This is a genomic window from Enterococcus sp. DIV0008, from assembly GCF_050542615.1.
Classification (GTDB): domain Bacteria; phylum Bacillota; class Bacilli; order Lactobacillales; family Enterococcaceae; genus Enterococcus_D; species Enterococcus_D innesii.
The window spans coordinates 2398582-2417858 of the sequence record NZ_CP172937.1 but is presented as its reverse complement, the minus strand read 5'-3'; the positions used below and the strand labels follow the sequence as shown (position 1 = coordinate 2417858).

Sequence of the window (19277 nt, the reverse complement as noted above, 5' to 3'; positions counted from 1 at the left end):
GGGGAGAAATCATGGAAATCAGTAACCAGAAAGATGCGGTCAAAGTAAGCAATTCTTACTGGAAAAAAGTCGTTGCTATTTTCTTTGTCGGCTGGATTTTAATGTACGCCACACGGACGATCTTCAATCCAATCATGGGTGTGATCGGAGAAGAATTCAATTTAAGCAACACACAACTAGGACTTGCCAATAGTATTTTCTTTTTGACATATGCCGTTGCGCAAATTCCTTTTGGTATCATCGGCGACAAAATCGGTCGCAAATTGGTGATCGCCCTAGGTTTTGTTTTATTGGCGGTGACTACGTACTTCAGTGGGCTAGCCACAAGCTTTGTTTTGTTCTTAGTGATTCGTGCCATTGCAGGGATTGGTCAAGGTGCCTATTACGGTCCGCAATACGCATTGTCTACCGAAGCGATTCCCGACAACAAACGGACCGTCGGAAATGCCATTATCAACAGTGGGATGGCGTTTGGAACGTCTGGCGGATACTTGCTTTCTAGTAAATTGGTCTTGGATAATGGGGGCCATTGGAGTCAACCCTTCTTCCTAATGGCGATTCCGACCTTGATTGTAGGTGTCTTGTTCTATTTTGTTTTGAAAGAAAAAGTGATTCGTCCAGAAGATGAAGGACAAGAAATAAAAGAAGAGGGGCCAAAAGAAAAGATTTCCTTGAAGCAGATTTTTTCAAACCGCAATCTCGTGGCAGCCTTTGTTCTATGCTTTACCAGCATTTATGCAAACTTTGTGATCATTACTTGGCTGCCGCAATTCTTGATTGCCGAGCGTGGCTTTGAAGGGGCGAGTGTCGGCTTTATTGCTTCCTTAGTCCCATGGGCATCAATTCCAGGTGCGTTGATTTTTGCTCGATTGAATGATAAAACAGGCGCAACGAAAAAATTAGTCTATTTATTGGTCCCATTGGCGACCCTTTCCGTATTTGCCATTGCCTTTGTAACGGATCGTACCTTATTGATCACTGTTTTGATTTTGTATGGATTGACTGGCAAGTTGGCGCTTGATCCAATCGTCGTGACCTTTGTGACGAAAAACGCACCAAAAGGCGCCTTAGGAACGACCTTGAGTGCCTATAACTTTATCGGGATGTCGGGGTCGATCTTAGCGCCTTATGTTACTGGCTTTTTAGCCGATTCTTTAGGATCGATGCAGGTCGGGTTTTACCTGTCTTGTCTATTACTGCTGATCGGATTAGGTGCTTTTGCCGTATTAGCAAAGGAAAATCAGAAGGAGAGCATAAAATGAGTTTGAATGTGATCGCGTTAGGCGGCAATGCTATTTTAGATAAAGACCCCAGTGATGAAGGACAAAAAGCAGTTGTTGCGCAAGCAGCACGTTATATTGCCGATTTTGTCGAAAAAGGGGAAAAAGTCATTGTTTGTCACGGCAATGGACCACAAGTCGGCAATTTACTGCTGCAGCAAAAAGCCGGGGAAAGTGAAAAAAATCCTCAATTGAAATTAGACAGCTGCGTGGCGATGACTCAAGGAAGTATCGGGTATTGGCTGCAAAATGCCTTGATCAATGAGTTTGCCACACGTCAAGCACATCCTTCAGTGATCTCATTAGTCACCCAAGTTCGTGTCGATCCAGCAGATCCATCCTTTGAGAAACCTTCCAAACCAGTCGGACCATTTTATAGTGAAGAGGAAGCCAATGCTGCGATGGCAGCCAATGGCGGGGTATATCAAGAAGATGCTGGGCGTGGTTTCCGCAAAGTGGTTCCATCCCCGAAACCGCAAGAAATCGTTGAAAAAGAAGCCATTAAAACATTGGTCGATGCTGGTGTAATCACGATTTGCGCCGGTGGTGGTGGCGTACCTATCGTTCGCAACGATAATGGGTTTACTGGCGTGGAAGCCGTCAACGACAAAGACTTTACCGCCAGTGTCTTAGCAAAAGATGTGCAGGCCGATCGCCTGATTATTTTGACCGGTGTCGACAATATCTACATCAATTACAACCAGCCGAATCAGCAAGCCTTAGGGAAAATCAGTGTGGCACAAGCCAAGGGCTACATCGAGGAAGGCCATTTTGCAGCGGGCAGTATGTTGCCAAAAATAGAAGCTGCGATTGATTTTGTTGAAGAAGATGCAGCCAGAACCGCGATTATTACCTCAATCGAAAAGTTAGCTGAACTAGATCAGCATACAGGAACCATACTTCGAAAATAAAGAGGGGATCAAAGTGAAAGCAAAAAAACTACCGATGGTGACGCAGATCGTTATTGCCGTTCTTCTAGGGATTCTTTGCGGTTTGTTCTTTGGGCAAGCCGCTTCATTCCTAAAAATCTTGGGCGATCTTTTCTTGCGTCTGATGCAAATGGCGATCCCGTTATTGATCGTTGGACAAATCATTCAAGCAGTTGGGGGCATTGCCCCGAAAGAACTCACACGTTTGGGTGGAAAAACGATCGCTGTCTTTGGGATTTCCTCCTTATTCGCTGCTGCATGGGGTGTGCTGATGGCGGTCTTCTTTGCTCCGGGCAAAGGGATCGACTTTTCACAAGCTGCCGGTGAACCTCTGCAAGCACAAGAAATTTCTATATCAGAGACAGTGATCAACTTTATTCCCACGAATATTTTCGATGCGTTGAGTAAAGGGTCAATTATTCAAATCATCGTTTTTGGGTTATTTTTTGGTGTTGCCCTCAATCGCTTTATGCAAAAGAAACCTGAGTCAGCTCTTTATGGGCTGATCGTGGATCTGAATGAGGTCGTCATTGCCATCATTCGTTACGTGATGATCGTGGCACCAATCGGTATTTTTGCATTGATCGCTTCAACGATCAGCTCCCTGGGGTTGCAGATCATTTTGCCATTAGGCAGCTATTTGCTCATCTACGGTCTAGCCACCGTTACGTTCCTTGGGCTGTGGCTAGTCTTGTTGACCGTGTATTGTCGGATCAATCCGTTACGATTGATCAAAAATATGAAAAATATGTCGGTCATGGCATTGGCGACAACCTCTTCTGCCATCACACTGCCGATCGCTATGGAAGAATCCCAGAACAAATTAGGACTCAGTAGCCGCATCACCAATTTGGTATTGCCATTGGGCATGTCTTTGAACAGCAATGGGTCAGCAATGCATATGGCGATTACCGTCATGACGATCGCCCAAATGTATCAAATCAACTTTGACGGGATCCAAATGGTGACGGTAGCTGTCACTGCGACTTTCGTTTCTTTAGCCAATGCTGTTGTTCCCGGAGCGGGGTTAGTTTCCTTGGCAATCATCGTTCCCCAGCTCGGGTTACCAATCGAAAGCATTGCGCTATTTGCTGGTGTCGAATGGTTTGTTGGCATGCTGCGGACGATTTTGAACGTGAACTCAGACGTCTATTCAGCGCTGCTGATCGCTAAGTCAGCCGATGAACTCGATTATCGCGTGTTTAATCAATAGGAGAAGCCGTTGCCAAGCGTGCTTCTCTTTTTCATAAGGAGGAGAAAAGATGGAAGAAATGAGCAGACGTTCTCTGCTGGAATTAGAAGCATTAATGAAAAAGAAACTCTTGGCTGCTGGTTTGCCAGAAGCCGCTGCCAGTGAAACAGCGGCACATTTGACCTTTGCGGATGCGTGCGGGATCCATTCTCATGGTGCCGTGCGGATGGACTACTATGCCGAGCGTTTAGTAAAAGGCGGCATCACGCTGGAACCAAACATGTCTTTTGAAAAAACAAGCGCCGCTACCGGAATTTTCCACGGAGATAACGGTATGGGGCATTATGTGTGCAATGAAGCGATGGCGATCGCCATTCATCTGGCAAAAGAAGCCGGGATCGCTGCAGTAGGAATCGAGCAGACCAGCCATAGCGGGACGATGGCGTATTACGTCAAACAGGCTGCTGAAGCCGACTTAGTGGCGATCGCCATGTGTCAATCGGATCCGATGGCGGTGCCTTTTGGTGGGACCGAAAACTATTTTGGCACCAATCCAATCGCGTTTGCTGCACCACGAGCCAATCATCCGCCGGTGGTTTTTGATATGGCGACAACGGTTCAAGCGTGGGGCAAAATTTTGGACGCTCGTTCGAAGAAACAGCAGATCCCCGATACTTGGGCCGTAGACGAGCAAGGCTTGCCTACCACCGATCCCTATGCAGTCCAAGGATTATTGCCCATCGCCGGTGCTAAAGGATATGGCTTGATGATGATGGTGGATATTTTAGCTGGCTCAATGCTAGGCTTGGCTTTTGGTAAACAGGTCACCTCCATGTATGCGGACTTGACGGAAAAACGCCGCTTAGGACAATTCCTGCTTGTGATCGATCCATCTCGTTTTACCAACACCGAAACCTTCAAGCAAAGCATCGATCAGATGGTGACTGAGCTGCATGCAATCCCGCCAGTAGAAGGGCAATCACAAGTCTACTATCCTGGAGAGATCAGCCAAATACACTTTGAAAAAGCCCAGCAAGAAGGGGTCATGATCCCCAAAGCGATCATCGATTATCTCGAAAGCGAAACCCTCCATTTTGATCGCTATGGTAGTCAAGATTCCTTTGCTAAATAAAGATCTGCAGAAGACGGTTGGTTCAGAGGGGGATTGAACCAACTGTTTTTTTGCTGTGTGGAGCAAAGAGAAGTTTTCAGTCAGAAAATCGCACATTATTGGCAGGATCAGACGAATTCTTTGAGTTGGTTCATTTTGTTCAAAGCATTTCTTAAGCCATTCGACCTTTGATTGCTTGTTTTTTGGAATGTGGTAGAATAGGTCGCATAAGTTAAGATCACTCAAGAAATGAGAGAAAAGCGAGGATGCAACGTGGCAATGAATAAAGTGGTTCTTACTGGGAAAATCGCAGAGATGCCTAGTAAAGAAGCGTTTGATGCGGCGGACGATCAGGGCGTACGTTTTGATCTTGTCATTGTGTCTCAATGGCAAAACAGTGAAGAAGTGCACCATGAATGGTTTGCTTGCGTCATTCATGGAAAGCAGGCAGAGACCTTTTTACGGTATACTCAAAAAGGGGCAAGTATCAAAATCAATGGACACTTGCAAGGCTGTCCTTATGAAACACCAGAAGGTCAGAGACTTTGTGCGGCAGAAGTGGTGGTGGATAGCTTCCAAATCTTAGAGTTGGCAGAAGAACCAGCGGCGCCTTTTCCTAAAAAGCGGCCATCGACACTTGATGAAACGACGCAAACAAAGTTGATCCGTAATGAAAAAGATCCCCTAAAAACACAGATGCTGGAGTTTTTAAAAGACAATCGATTATTTTAATGACGAAACATGCGGAAAGCAACGGCTTCTCGCATGTTTTTTTACGTAGAGAAAGCATTGGTAAAATTCAACTATATCTGACTAGCGGTGTTCTTTATTGCGTATCAAAGAGGGGGTTAAATAGAATGGTGATTGTAATAAATGATCGTGAAAGTGAAAATAGTGTTTCACAAAAAGTGCGGATTGGTTTAGAATAGTTGAAACATATCTTGAGAAAAAGAGCGGCGCTTGCCTTGTTCAACTGCTAGATGCCGCTTTTTTCTGAAAAATCGTTAATCAGGGAGGGATGTCGATGAGCAAACCAATTATAGGGATCGCTGCGAATGAAGTGCAAGATGCTGGCGATGTGCTGCATCATTTGCCGATCGCCTACACACCATTAGGGTATGTGCGAGCGATCCAGCAAGTGGGCGGACTGCCATTGCTCGTGCCAATCAGTGAGCCAGCTGCAGCCAAGGACTATGTTTCACAGATCGATAAACTGGTATTAGCTGGTGGACAAGATGTTTCACCCAAGTTTTATGGGCAGGAAGCCCATCAGGCAACTGGAAGTGGCTTTTTGGCACGGGATGAGTTTGAACTAGCGCTGATCGATGAAGCGCTGCTGCAAAAGAAACCGATCTTTGCGGTTTGTCGGGGAATGCAGCTGGTCAACGTGGCATTCGGGGGCACGCTGCAGCAAGACATCAGTACCTTCAGTGAGATCATTCATATGCAGGCACCGATTCCGAAAGAAGTGCCGACTCATGCCATCGCGACGGCTGAAAAAAGTATGTTGGCTCGTGTCTATGGCCAAAAAACAAAGGTCAATTCCTTTCATCATCAAGCGGTGGATCGATTGGCTCGTCCATTGCAAAAGACAGCTTGGAGTCCTGATGGCATCATTGAAGGCATTGAACACGTGGGTCAGCGTTTGTTGGCGGTTCAATGGCATCCTGACTTTGCCTATGATGCACTTATACAAGAACAAGCGGTTTTCAAGTATGTCGTTGACGTGTTGTAAGAAAGAGGGTCACGCAAGGAGGAGAAAAATGAAAAAGAAAATGATTGGTATCGCTGCTTTCACATTATTAGTTTTAAGTGCCTGCAGTACCACGAGTTCCACGACGGATTCTGGACAGCAAGAGGAGCAAGGCGCCGTGGCTCAAGAGATTCAAGTGTCAACCGCTGGCGCCTTATCGACCCTTGATAGCGGGCAATACACGGATGTCAATAGTTCCGATATGATCGGACAAGTGGCAGAAGGGTTATACCGTCTGGATCAAGAGGGGGATCCTGAGCTTGCGATGGCAGCTGAAGAGCCTACGGTATCAGAAGATGGTCTGGTTTATACCTTCACCATTCGTGATGCAAAATGGAGCAATGGCGATCCTGTTACAGCGGATGATTTTGTCTACGCCTTTCAATATGTTGCCAATCCAGAGAACGGTTCTAGCAGTAGCAATCAAATGGATGTGTTGAAAAATGGCAGTCAAGTGCGTCAAGGGGACGCTGAGGTGAGTGAGTTAGGTGCCAAAGCATTGGACCAGCAGACGTTAGAGCTGACATTGGCAAGTCCAATCTCGTATCTGGATCAAATTTTGGTCGGGACACCTTTTATGCCAAAAAACCAAGCGTTTGCTGAAGAAAAAGGTGCCGATTATGGGTTATCAGCGGAAAATTTTGTCGGCAACGGCCCATTCTTGATCGAAGGGTGGAATGGAACCAACGAATCATGGACGTTAACGAAAAATCCTGATTATTGGGATGCTGAGAATGTCCAATTGACCAAGATCGACGTGCAAGTAGTGAAGGAAACGGCAACTGGTGTGAGCCTTTTTGAAACAGGGGAACTGGACTACACTACCTTGACAGATACTTACGCACAGCAATACCAAAACTCAGCTCAAGCCAACTATGTGCCAAAGGCGCTGGTGGGGTATTTAAGTGCCAACCAAAAACGAGAAGTCACAGGCAATGTCAAGGTACGTCAGGCGATTTTACAAGCCATCGACAAAGAGGCATTTGCCGAAAATATCTTAGGCGATGGGTCCACTGCATTGAACGGCTTTGTGCCAAGCAACTTTGCCAAGGATCCTGAAACAGACCAAGATTTTCGTGAAGAAAACGGCGATTTACTGCCGTATGATCTAACAGCCGCACAAGACCTTTGGGCGCAAGCCAAAGAAGAGCTAGGACAAGACGAGATCACCTTGGAGTTGCTATCGGCAGATACAGCAGCAGCCAAGAAAACCATCGAATTTGTCCAAGGGCAGTTAGAAACCAATTTGCCGGGATTAACCATCGATGCCAAGTCGATTCCTTTACAAAACCGCTTGGACTTGCAATCCCAAGGTGAATTTGATCTCGTCTTTGGGACTTGGACGCCGGATTATGCGGATCCAATCAACTTCTTAGAATTTTATGATTCGACAGGTGGCTTGAATACCTCTGGGTATGCCAGTGAAAGTTACGACCAAGGGTTAGCAGAAGCACGGACGACTTTAGCAAACGACTCAGCTGCCCGTTGGGACTCATTGAAAGAACTCGAAAAGCAATTGATCGTTGAAGATACAGCCGTTTTGCCGTTATATCAAGGAGCGGTGGCGTATTTGAAAACGGATCGCTTGCAAGGGGTGCAAGTGTTTCCTTTTGGACGAACAGTATCCTATCGCCTAGCATCTGTCACAGAATAAACAGGTAGTAAGAAAACAGAGGAACTTTTTTTCAACCAATTGTGCTGATCAAACAGCGCTTGTTGAAAAGAGGGGCATCTGTTTTTTTATTTTTGCCAAAATCCTTGCAACTCTTGGGATAAAGCAGGAATTCGTTTTCAAAAAAAGGTTGTTAAAAAGGATTGTTCTGACATTCGCATTTTTAGAAAAGTCAATCTTTTTTAAAGAAAATTAATAAAAGTTGTTGCATTCTCAGAAACTTATCTGTAAAGTGTTAGGTGTAGTCAGCAAAATAAAAAGAGATGGAGGGATTACGATGCAAAAAGTATTTGATAAAAAAACAACCAAATTGAATAAAGTGAATCCCTCATTCGGTAACCATTAGTGTACAGATAATGTCTATAATAACGACGTTTATGCTCTGTCCTTTTTCCGAAGGGACAGAGCTTTTTTGTGTACTTTTTTAGAATGTGAGGGATAAAACATGAAGTATGTATTAAAACAATTAACAACGTATTTTAAAGAACATAAGGTGCGCTATACCTTTGTATTCGTCTTTATGGTGATCGCTAGTGCGATGTATGTTGCACCGATCTATATTCTGCGCTTGTTCATCGATGCGTTGATTCAAGATAATTTTGATTACTCCGTACTGATCCAATATGTGAGTCTCTTCGCGGGAGCTATCTTGTTAGGATATTTGGCGGAATTTGTTTGGACGTTTAATTTATTTATTGGTTCCTACGATTTGCAAAAACAATTACGGGAACAATTGATGAGCCACTTTCTCAAAATGGGGGCGCCGTTTTACCATCGTTTCCGAACAGGTGATTTAATGACTCGTTCCAGTGACGATGTCCAAGTGATGGGGATGACCGTTGGGTATGGTCTGATGGTTTTCTTAAATACTAGTTTGTATCTAAGCTTTATCGTAGCGATGATGGCTGGGACGGTTTCTTGGTTATTGACCTTGATTGCCTTGATTCCAATGCCGCTTTTAGCCTATTACATTTTCAAATGGGGCTCGCAAGTCGATAAGGCGTTTACGGAAGCGCAGAATTCTGTTTCTGAGATGAACAGTGAAGTGTTGGAGATCATTGATGGCATTCGGGTCGTCCGAGCTTATGGACTAGAAGGAGCCACCACGGAACAGTTTCAAAAGAAAACACTGGAAACACGAGCAAAAAACAATATCGTTTCTGAGATCGATTCCCGTTTTGGGCCGCTGATTACCATCATCTTAGCGATCAGTTTTGTGATGAGCTTTGGTGTCGGGGCGTTTCTTGTTGCTAACCAAACGATCACCATTGGTGCGATGGTTTCTTTCCAAGTGTACTTGACAATGGTCGTTTGGCCGATGATCTCAGCAGGAGATCTTGTGAATGTGATGCAGCAAGGTGCTGCATCCTGGCGTCGGATCAATGAAGTGCTGCAGACAGGGGATGAATTAGAAACGCCAGGCGAAGCCGACCTGCAAGCCATCAATACGATCCGTTTTGAAGCATACCATTTCCAATACCCACAAGCAGCTCGCTATGTGTTAGAAGGACTGGATTTGACGATCACTCGTGGAGAAGTCTTAGGGATCGTTGGGAAGACCGGCAGCGGAAAAACGACGCTGCTAAGACAATTCGGTCACCGCTATCCATACTCTGATCAAGTACCCTTGATCAATGAGCAGCCCTTGACGGCCTATCAAACAACAGCCGTGCGCAACCACTTTGCAGAAGTACCGCAAGAACATACCTTGTTTTCACGAACGATTCGCGAGAACTTGTTATTCGGACAGCCAGACGCTTCCGAAGAAGTATTGTGGGAAGCCCTGGAAGCTGCTTGCTTTAGCGAAGACATCAAGCGGATGCCAGAAGGGCTCGAAACGATTGTCGGTGAGAAAGGCGTTTCCCTTTCTGGTGGACAAAAACAACGCTTGTCCTTAGCACGGGCGTTTTTACGAAACAGTGAAGTCCTCTTACTGGATGATGCCCTTTCGGCAGTTGATGCCAAAACGGAACAAGCCATCATCACGAATTTGAAAACGATGAAGCAGGCACCGACCTCCATTATCGTGACCCATCGATTGTCCGCCATCACCGAAGCGGATCAAATCATCGTCTTAGAAGACGGACGGATCACACAGCGTGGTACCCATCAGGAGTTGATCGAAACGCCAGGCTGGTACCAAGAGCAGTATTATCATCAACAGTTAAAGGAGGACGATACGAGTGTTCTCGACGATTAAACGTTTGCTCACGTATTTGAGCTATTATAAAAAACAATTTACCGTGGGTGCGATCTTGCTGTTGCTGGCAGCAGCGCTCGAACTGACTTCACCACTGATTGCCAAACAGCTGATCGACCGAGTGATGACACCGGCGGTTGACAGCAGAAACCTAAATACGATGCTTTTGATCCAATTACTCGCTGGGTATTTGCTGGTCAATTTGATTGGTTCCCTTTTTCGTTATATCAGCTTGCTACAATTGCGAAAAATGTCCAACAGTATTGTCAAAAAAATGCGGGATCAGCTTTTTGACCATATGCACAAATTACCGGTTTCTTACTTTGACCAGATTCCAGCCGGCAAGGTCGTCGCACGGATCACGAATGACACCGAAGTCTTGCGGTCTAATTTCTACGTGATCGTGATCAGTAATTTGTTAAGCAACATTATCCAAATCATTGGTGCGTTTATTGCATTATTTCTTTTGAATCGCACCTTAGGAGCAGCGATGCTGATTTTGATCCCGATTTTAGGAATCTGGCAGCATTTTTACACCAAATATGCCTCTCGTTACAATTTAGCAATGCGGGAATACATCTCTCAAATCAGTGGACAGTTAAATGAATTTGTCCAAGGAATGGCGATCATCCAAGCCTTCCAACGAGAAAAGCAGTTGCAGAAAGAATTTAATGAGACAGTAGAGAAATGGTTCAAAACCGGACGGAAATACCTCTTACTCGATTCAAGTATCGCTTGGGGATTAGGCAATTTGTTGCGAAATTCAACCATCTTGATTTTAATCACGACCTTGGCCGCCTTTTTCCTTGATGGCCGCTTGGCGATCTCAGCAGGTTTGCTGTATGCCTTTATTGATTACATCAACCGCCTGTATGATCCCATCGAGGGGCTTGTCCAAACCATCACCAACGTGCAGCAATCATTAGCTGCTGGACAGCGGGTCTTTGAGTTTGCTGATCAGCCGGTTGAAAAACAACAAAGTGAGCAGCTGACTGTTACGAATGGCGATGTTTCTTTCCAACAGGTGACCTTTGGCTACGACCCTGAGCAAGCGATCTTGCACGATATCAACTTCGACGTTGCCGCAGGAGAGACCATTGCTTTAGTCGGTCATACTGGTTCTGGAAAATCGAGTATTTTGAACCTGTTGTTCCGTTTTTATGATCCGCAGCAGGGGAAAATCGTTGTGGATGGACAAGTGATCACTGATTATGATCGTCATAGTTTAAGAGATTCAATGGCGATCGTCATGCAAGATCCCTATCTATTTACTGGAACGATCGCCAGCAACATCGGGATGAACGATCCAACGATCACCGAAGCGATGATTATCGATGCCTTGAAACAAGTCGGCGCTGACTACCTTTTGAGCCGCTACGAAAAAGGCATCCATCATCCAGTCGTTGAAAAAGGCAATGAGTTTTCTAGTGGAGAACGTCAGCTGATCAGTTTCGCCCGTGCGCTGGTCTTTGATCCAAAAATCTTGATTCTGGATGAAGCGACGAGCCATGTGGACACTGAAACAGAGTCCATCATTCAAAAGGCGATGACCGTCTTGCAAAAAGGACGGACGACCTTCATGATCGCTCACCGTTTATCAACGATCAAACAAGCCGATCAAATCTTGGTCCTAGACCAAGGGAAGATCGTGGAACGGGGAACCCATGCAAGTCTTGTCCAAGGGCAAGGAATCTATCAGCAAATGTATCAAATGCAGGCAGAGCAGCTGTAATCAGCGGTGATTGCCGACAACAGTAACCGTAAAAGAAAATCCTTGAGCCTCCTGCATGGGAAGTGGCTCAAGGATTTTTAATATAATGCGAAGGTGCAGCCAATCATCTATGGGGAGTAGGAAGAGGAGGCCTTCGCTTATATATCAGTAGGAAAAGCGGCAAGGTGTTGTCGTAATTTTGTTAAGAAATGCTCGCCGATCACTGATAACGGGCGAGCGTTCTTTTTAATGAGGATGATCTCACCCTCGGACGCGTCGATCAAAGGAAGAAAAGCCAAGCCTTGGCGTTCTGGTTGGGCAACGATCCCCGAGCCGGTTCCATAAAGATCCGTCTGCTGTAATAGCTGGACCATCGTGCCTCGATCGCTGACATGCACCACTTGAGGGCTTGGAGCAAAGTCGATCAAATCTTCGGAAAAAAACGAATAGCGTTCATCTTCTTGCAAAAAGCGTACTTGTGGATAAGGGGCGAGATCTCTTAAGGAAAGCTGCCTTTTTTCTGTCAAGGGATGAGCCGCTCGCAAAAAGACATGGGGGCGAAACCGTCCCAACGCCTCGAAGGACAATTGGGCGCCTTGCAACAGTCGTTCCAACCCTGCTTGGTTTTGCTCATTTAAATAAAGGATCCCAAATTCACTTCGATATTGCTGCACGTCCGTGATTACCTTTAAGGTCGTGGTTTCTAAAAGGCGAAACTGGCGACAGTCGGGAAATTCCTGCAGCAGCTCACTGAAAATTCCAGCCGTGAAATCATAGTGCTGGCTTGCAATAGTGAAGGTTTGATTCGCTGCTTGTTTGCTGGAAAAACGTGTTTGCAGCTGCGCCACTTGACTCAAGATCGGCTGGGCATGGTCTAGAAATTCCGAGCCTTCAGCAGTCAAGCGGGCGCCTTGATTCGTACGCTCAAAAAGCTGGACCTCCAATTCTGTTTCCAACTCTTTCACGGCTTGGGAAAGACTTGGCTGCGAAAGATACAGCCGTTTGGCTGCTTCACGAAAACTTCCATGGTCAGCGATCGCTTGCACGATCCGCATTTGTTGAATATTCAATTTTTGACCTCCTTTACAAAGATTTCGACAGGGAAGGGTCCACCAATCAATAGTAGTCAGTTCTTTTCCTTCTATAATAATAGAAGCTTCTTTAAAAAATAAGACGACAGTTGCTGCTTATTGCTACTTGTGAAGCGGTCATTGCAACTCTTCAGGAATAAACCAATAACCCGTTTGATTCTCTTCTGCCAGCAGTTCTTTAAAGGCTTCAGAATGATAAGCTGCCACCACTGCCTGTGCCCAATCACTATCTTTATTGGCTTCTTTTACCGTTGCCACCAGTTCATATTCTTGCAAAATGTCTTCACTTAATAGGCTTTCCTCTGCAGCGATTTCTGCACTATAAACGATGCTGCCGGGAATCACCGCATAGTCTAAATCTGCTAAGCTGCGGGGGATTTGGGCAGAATCCATCTCGACGATGTCCAGGTCATAAGGATTGTTAGTAATGTTTCTCAAAGTCGCGGCAATGGGCGCCACTTCGGAGTCAAGCTCGATCCAGCCGGCTTTTTGTAGCAGCAACAGGGCACGGGTACTATTTGACGGATCATTGGGGATCCCGATGGTATCGTTTGCTTCAATCGCTGTTAAACTGTCCTTTCTGCCAGGATACAAGGCGGCTGGAACGGTAGGAATCGGTGTGATACCCACTAAATCGGCATCCGTGTTTTCATTGAAGTTTTCTAAATAGGCGGTGTGCTGATCGACGTTTAAGTCGATCTCGCCATCGTTCAATGCAATGTCCGCTTCCAAGACCCCAGTAAAGCCAATATCCGTCACAGTATAGCCAGCTTCTTCTAAAATCGGTTTGATTCCTTTGAGAAATAGTTCACTGTAAGGCCCTGGTGTCGTCACCAATCTGATTTCTGTTTGCTGTTCCTCGGCATTTCCCGTTACTTCTTCTTGATTGCCACAACCGGCAAATAAAACTAAGGACAATAAACCAATGCCCACACCCAATCGAATCTTTCGTTTCATAACTTTTCCTCCTTTTTTATAAAAAAAGCCTTCCCAAAGAATAGTCTTTGGGAAGGACGATCATTTCGCGGTACCACCTTCGTTTGTTTTTTGCTGAAACAAAAAACCTCAGTCAGTTCATCAAATAAACTGCATTGCGCTATCGGGCTTTCTCCGTCGGGGATTGTTCGTCCACGAATGCTCAAAGGTCATCTTCGGATCGTCTTCCTTACTCGTTTCCACCAGTTCCGAGTTCTCTTGAAAGAAAGGGGGGATCGTACTCTTCTTCTCACTGCATGTGTATGAAATTAGTAGTATCTTAGAACAAGATGAGAAAGTTGTCAATTGCTTTCGTGATAGGTGATTCCAATCACTACGCAGGTAGAAGGGGAACAAATGGACAAGGGCAAGAATAGACCTAAAAAGCAGATGAATGGTCGAAATCGCTTGGTTGGGTTAGAATCGAAACACAAAACAAAAAAAGAGGCGAGCAAATGAAATTACTTTTGATTGGACATACCGGCACACTTGGGCAGCTTTTAGCTGAAGGCTTTCAGCAGGTACCAGAGGTGGAGCTGATCACGGCTAGCCGTAGCAATGGCGATCATCAGGTCGAAATTGCGGATGCAGACAGTGTCAGCCAGCTATTTGCAGCTACTGGGAAAGTGGATGCTATTGTTTCCGCTGCGGGAAGCACAGTGTTTAAACCCTTTGAGGAATTGACGCCAGCTGATATTCAACAGTCGGTGGCTTCGAAGCTACAAGGACAAGTCAACCTTGCGTTGATTGGCCAGCATTTTCTCAATGAAGGCGGTAGTATCACACTGACTTCTGGAATTATCAAAGACGAATTTATCCCAATGGGCACGCCTTCAGCACTGGTCAATGGCGGTTTAGAAGCCTTCGTGGCATCGGCAGCTTTTGAGATCGGTCATGGGTTACGAATCAATGCAGTCAGTCCCAATGCGCTTGTGGGTTCTTGGGAAACCTTCGCCGATTCTTTCAAAGGCTTTATTCCCGTTGGTGACGCACCCGTTTTTGCAGCGTATCAAAAAGCAGTTTTTGGGATCATGACTGGCAAAACCTTCACCGTTTATTAAGAAAAGCAGAAGTAGCAAAAACCGCCAAATCACAGCTGACTTGGCGGTTTTTGTTCTGCTGAAAAAGAGGTAGCAAACAGTTAAGAAGAGAGCATTTGGGTTTTCAGCTTGGGCATTTCTGCTTTGAGTTGTTGGCGTGCAAAAGCCAAGTCATTGATCCAAGAAGCAATCGCTTCTTTTTCTAAGAACAGAGGCATTCGATCATGGACTGGTTCAACAGAATCGTTCGCGGTAGTCGTTAGAATGATTGATTCAGTTTCGATCTGATCCTCTTTTTGAAGGATGCGATAAAAACCAGCGGCATAAATCACGTGATCTTGCGAAAAGAGGAACTTTTCCTTTTCATGATTCCATTCATAGAAACCAGACATCGGAAAGACACAGCGATGCTCTTGGAAAGGTTTGCGAAAAGTCGGTTTCTCTTCAACGGTCTCAGAACGCGCATTGATCATCAAATGCCCTTTTTTAAAGCCGGTAAAGCCCCATCTTGTCACACCAGCTACAACTTGTTGTTGTTGATTTGCACCGATGGTTACGACGTGATTGGAGGGGAAAACATCATTGATAGCGACAGTCTGTTGGCGCTTGCGGGCTTTCGCCGCGGCTTCTTGATAATATTCTGACAATTCGCCAGTTGTTGGGTCAAATAAGTATCGGCCGCACATGGACGGGTCACTCCTTTTTTTGGATTGGCTGCTGCCTTTGTTTCAGTATAAAGACTCAAGGCGTCAAAACCAACTAACTTGCTTCACTTCTCGATTCAACAAGAAAAGGATCTTAAACATATGTAAAAAGTCAGGAGTATCGCTTGATTTGCTGGAAATCAGACAACAAAAAAAGGCAGTCACCTACTGAGGTTGACAGCCTTTTTTATTCTAGTTGGTTAGCCAATTTTTTTAACTCTCCCGCCGATTTTATTTGCGAAACGTTCAGCATCTTCTCTGCAAGTATAGGTCAATGCAATTGTTTTGTCCCGTGTTCTTTTTCCTTCGGCGGTTAGATAACCATGAAAGATTTTAATCGCATACAATAGATAAACACCTCCTTATCCTTGGTAATAATAACAAATTTACCGCTTACATTCAAGGGATATAGTAAAAGTTTATTTTTTGTTAGTTATTTTATTAAGAATTTATTCAAAGGTTTAAGAAACGATTGAAGGAGTAAGGGTGGAGAGTGGAATAGACCAATGCGCATTTGAAGGAATAAGCTCCAGGGAAAAGAGGAATGTTTCTGAATTTCCATCAAATAAAGAAACTGGTAACTGCTTGAATTATTCTTTTGCTACGCCAATCGAATAGACCAATCCACGAGGATCAAAATGGCCGAAAGAAAACCTATGATAAAGCATAGCTGCCAAGCAGGGAATCCATCGTAAGGGATAGGGGCAAGTACGAAAAGGGAAGAGTGGTCCAAACTAAGCACCTATTTCTGTATTTTTTGATCAAAGAAAAACACCAGACCTTGTACTTTCACAAGATCTGGTGTTTCATCAGTTGCCCCGATAAACAAATCGTCCATCAAATACGGTGGCTTCAACGGTCGTTTGAAGCAATTCTTCGGCAGTTAAAGGCAAGATGTTTTGTGACAAAATACAAAGATCGGCTAAACAGCCAACTTCTAATTGACCGATATCTTGCCGACTCAAGGCTTTGGCGGCGCCTGCGGTGTGGGCATAGAGGGCATCGGCGATGGTGATTTTTTCCTGTGGCATCAATCCGCCTGCTGGCTGGCCATTTTTTTCTTGCCGAGCAACCGCATAATACAGCGAGTCTAAAGGGGTCACGTCGATCACGACCGGCGTATCAGTCCCAAATGCCAAGGTTGCGCCTTGCTCTAGAAAGGACTGAAAAGGAAACATTTGACTGGCACGCTGAGGTCCTACTTCTTCATCGAGGGTCTCATAACCGACTAATAAATGGCTAGGCTGTACGGAGAGTACCAGTTGTTCTTGGCGAACTAGTGGCAGATCAGCGGCATCCATCACTTCCAAGTGTTCCAAGGTATTGGCTTTGCCTTTAGAAAGCGGGTGAGCAGCAGCACTTTCTTGATAAAAGAGGAGTGCTTGTCGAATCGCTTCATCACCAATGGTATGGATGCGCATCGGCCAGTCTTGCTGGTTGGCTTGTAAAATAAAGCGGCGCATCCGTTGAACATCGATCAACGGCATCCCGACATCACCAGCAAAATACGGTGTTTCATATTCCGCTTTTAAAAAAGCGGTGTGCGTACTCGTCACGCCGTCAAAAAATTGTTTGACGCCGCCCATCTGTACTTTTTCGGAGCGATAAGTACGGTAAGTTTCTTTTAGTTGCGTGATGTCTTCTCGCATGGCTGGATAAAAGACAGCGCGCAAGGTCGCTTCTGCTTCCGTCTGTCGATAAAGAGTGGGATAGACTAGATCGTCCCAGCTTTCTCCTGTCAAGGCAACATCGCCGATCGTCGTGATGCCGTATTGATTGAGCTGTTTCATATAGGTCAGAAAAGCAGCAGGGCTTTGTGCTTGGAACGACTGTAAGACCTTTGCTAAATAATGAATGGCGATCGCTTCTAAAAAGCAGCCGCTTAATTGTCCGCTGTTTTCGTCAAGTAGTGCCTCCCCGCTGATCCCTGCTGGTAAGTTCTCAGGTGTGATCCCTAAAGCAGCGATCCCTTGGCTATTCAACCAAATACTGTGGGCATCACCGGAAATCAGCATGACAGGCGTGTCGGCACAATAGTTGTCGATCGAATCTTTCGTCGGGTAGACTTGCTGACCGAAATCACTGCTGAACCAGCCGATGCCAATTTTCCATCCATGGGTGATGGGCAAGGCGGGCACTTGCTGGGCAACGGCTTCTTCTGTCACTCCCGTAAGATGGGTCAGTGCCCCTTGGTGGAGTAATGCGGAAAGATAAAAATGAACATGAGCATCAATAAAGCCTGGGATGATCATTTGTTCTTTGAGATCAATGACCTGGGTGTCTTCAGCAAGTGTTGGCAGCGCTGAAAGAGGACCCACAGCCGTGATTTTCTGGTCTTCTATCAAGAGAAAGCCCGCAAAAGTCGTTTTCGTTTTGGTATCAAAGATGTGTTCAGATTTTAGTAATAGTGACAATTATAATCCCAACTTCCATTCAAGGAAAAGGTCGTTGTAAAGCTCAACCGCTTCTTTTCCTAAGTATTCATAATGTTCCATTTGTTCCATCGCACTTGGCTCAGGGTAGAAAGCCTTGTCAGCAGTCAGTTCAGCCGGCAGCATGGCTTTTGCCGTTTCACTCGGCGTGGCATAGCCCACGTATTCGGCATTTTGTGCGGCATTTTCTGGGCGGAGCATAAAGTTGATGAAGGCGTAGGCTCCCTCAAGATTACCAACGGTTTTCGGGATCGCAAAATTGTCTGTCCAAATCGCACCGCCGTCATTGGGAACGATATAGGTGACGGCAGGATTTTCCGCCATCACATAAGCGGCATCGCCCGAATACCCGATTCCTAAAGGGGCATCGTTGCTGATCATCAAGGTTTTGATCTCGTCGGTCAAAACTGCTTTGACGTTGGGACGGATACTTTCCAGCTTCTTCAAGGCTTTGGCGACCTTGGTCGGGTCTTTTTCATTTTGGGAAAGACCGAGCGTCTGTAACGCGATTCCTAAGGTTTCGCGAGCACCATCCACCATCAATAAATCATTTTTAAATGCAGGGTCCCATAAATCACTCCAGCCATGGATCGAAGAAACATCAACTTCTTCAGTATTTGCCATGATTCCGATCGTGCCCCAAAAATAGGGGATTGAGTAGGTATTGTCAGGATCAAAGGCTTGATCCATCAAAAAAGGCGACAGATCTTCCGTTCCCGTCAATTTCTGATGGTCTAAAGGCACTAACAATCCTTCTTCGATCATTTTCGGAATGATCGATTCGCTAGGGAAAACCAAATCATAGCGCGAGCCGCCTTGTTTGATTTTCGTTTCCATCGCTTCGTTGGAGTCAAATGTATTATAAATCACTGAGTAACCAGTCTCAGTTTCGAATGTTTTGATCAATTCGGGGTCAATATATTCGCCCCAATTGTAAATAATCACTGTATTTTTGTCGGACGACGTTGCTGCCCCCGATTCTTTCGTTAACACCGAAGCACCTAAAAACAGCAACGCGGTGATGCCGATCACACCGCCAAAAAATATCCACAACCTTTTCAATTCATCAATTCCTTCTTTCTCTACAATTTCGTATTTCTTGAGTAGCGTAATTGATTTTTAAAGAAAAGGCAATAAAAAAATGAAGAAAAAATAAACCCGTTTCTTTCAAGGCTTTGAAGGAGGAA

At 45.3% G+C, this 19277-nt stretch carries 16 protein-coding genes and 1 other annotated feature; of the genes, 10 read left to right on the top strand and 6 right to left on the bottom strand.

The features are described 5' to 3' along the window. The first annotated feature begins 11 nt into the window (after positions 1-11). The 9 genes from IGI84_RS11420 (at position 12) to IGI84_RS11380 (ending at position 11869) form a co-directional block, all read left to right on the top strand. The gene (locus tag IGI84_RS11420; protein ID WP_096741518.1) at positions 12-1262 is read left to right on the top strand and encodes an MFS transporter; all 1251 of its coding nucleotides are present in this window, start codon (positions 12-14) and stop codon (positions 1260-1262) included. Then, positions 1259-2191, top strand: a complete 933-nt coding sequence (arcC, locus tag IGI84_RS11415; RefSeq protein ID WP_430600398.1) for a carbamate kinase — start codon at positions 1259-1261, stop codon at positions 2189-2191. The genes IGI84_RS11420 and arcC overlap by 4 nt, the downstream gene beginning before the upstream one ends. Before the next feature lie 13 nt (positions 2192-2204). Continuing rightward, the gene (locus IGI84_RS11410) at positions 2205-3422 is read left to right on the top strand and encodes a dicarboxylate/amino acid:cation symporter (protein WP_216691455.1); all 1218 of its coding nucleotides are present in this window, start codon (positions 2205-2207) and stop codon (positions 3420-3422) included. 49 nt (positions 3423-3471) lie between these two features. Continuing rightward, positions 3472-4533 (top strand): ureidoglycolate dehydrogenase, encoded by a 1062-nt coding sequence (gene allD / locus IGI84_RS11405; protein WP_194194816.1) that lies wholly within the window; start codon positions 3472-3474, stop codon positions 4531-4533. A 228-nt stretch (positions 4534-4761) separates the two neighbouring features. Further along, positions 4762-5244, top strand: a complete 483-nt coding sequence (locus IGI84_RS11400; protein ID WP_077452856.1) for a single-stranded DNA-binding protein — start codon at positions 4762-4764, stop codon at positions 5242-5244. 292 nt (positions 5245-5536) lie between these two features. After that, complete coding sequence (locus IGI84_RS11395; protein ID WP_220426878.1) at positions 5537-6247, top strand: gamma-glutamyl-gamma-aminobutyrate hydrolase family protein; 711 nt, start codon at positions 5537-5539, stop codon at positions 6245-6247. A 28-nt stretch (positions 6248-6275) separates the two neighbouring features. After that, on the top strand, positions 6276-7919 hold the full coding sequence (locus IGI84_RS11390; protein ID WP_220426877.1) for a peptide ABC transporter substrate-binding protein: 1644 nt from the start codon (positions 6276-6278) through the stop codon (positions 7917-7919). A 463-nt stretch (positions 7920-8382) separates the two neighbouring features. Beyond that, complete coding sequence (locus tag IGI84_RS11385) at positions 8383-10137, top strand: ABC transporter ATP-binding protein (protein WP_220426876.1); 1755 nt, start codon at positions 8383-8385, stop codon at positions 10135-10137. Next, the gene (locus IGI84_RS11380; RefSeq protein ID WP_220426875.1) at positions 10121-11869 is read left to right on the top strand and encodes an ABC transporter ATP-binding protein; all 1749 of its coding nucleotides are present in this window, start codon (positions 10121-10123) and stop codon (positions 11867-11869) included. The genes IGI84_RS11385 and IGI84_RS11380 overlap by 17 nt, the downstream gene beginning before the upstream one ends. 137 nt (positions 11870-12006) lie before the next feature. Here the strand turns inward: IGI84_RS11380 and IGI84_RS11375 are convergent, their stop codons facing one another. Together IGI84_RS11375 and IGI84_RS11370 are read right to left on the bottom strand one after the other, a co-directional pair. After that, positions 12007-12918 carry a LysR family transcriptional regulator gene (locus IGI84_RS11375; protein WP_220426874.1) on the bottom strand — a complete coding sequence of 304 codons (912 nt, stop codon included), beginning with the start codon at positions 12916-12918 and terminating at the stop codon, positions 12007-12009. A 138-nt stretch (positions 12919-13056) separates the two neighbouring features. After that, the gene (locus IGI84_RS11370; RefSeq protein ID WP_430600395.1) at positions 13057-13896 is read right to left on the bottom strand and encodes a MetQ/NlpA family ABC transporter substrate-binding protein; all 840 of its coding nucleotides are present in this window, start codon (positions 13894-13896) and stop codon (positions 13057-13059) included. Positions 13897-13945: 49 nt separating this feature from the next. Then, positions 13946-14177, bottom strand: a binding site (T-box leader). A 192-nt stretch (positions 14178-14369) separates the two neighbouring features. Between IGI84_RS11370 and IGI84_RS11365 the strand changes: the two genes are divergently transcribed. Beyond that, a complete protein-coding gene (locus tag IGI84_RS11365; RefSeq protein WP_077452848.1) occupies positions 14370-14975 on the top strand; it encodes a short chain dehydrogenase in 606 nt (201 codons plus the stop codon). A gap of 80 nt (positions 14976-15055) precedes the next feature. Here IGI84_RS11365 and IGI84_RS11360 read toward each other — a convergent pair whose 3' ends face one another. From IGI84_RS11360 to IGI84_RS11345, 4 genes are all read right to left on the bottom strand, one after another. After that, a complete protein-coding gene (locus IGI84_RS11360; RefSeq protein ID WP_077452847.1) occupies positions 15056-15640 on the bottom strand; it encodes an SOS response-associated peptidase in 585 nt (194 codons plus the stop codon). A gap of 218 nt (positions 15641-15858) precedes the next feature. Continuing rightward, the gene (locus tag IGI84_RS11355) at positions 15859-16005 is read right to left on the bottom strand and encodes a hypothetical protein (protein WP_005234527.1); all 147 of its coding nucleotides are present in this window, start codon (positions 16003-16005) and stop codon (positions 15859-15861) included. A 462-nt stretch (positions 16006-16467) separates the two neighbouring features. Next, entirely contained in the window at positions 16468-18072 is a 1605-nt protein-coding gene (locus IGI84_RS11350) for an amidohydrolase (protein WP_077452846.1), read from the bottom strand. Then, a complete protein-coding gene (locus tag IGI84_RS11345; protein WP_077452845.1) occupies positions 18073-19152 on the bottom strand; it encodes an ABC transporter substrate-binding protein in 1080 nt (359 codons plus the stop codon). Between the last annotated feature and the right edge of the window lie 125 nt (positions 19153-19277).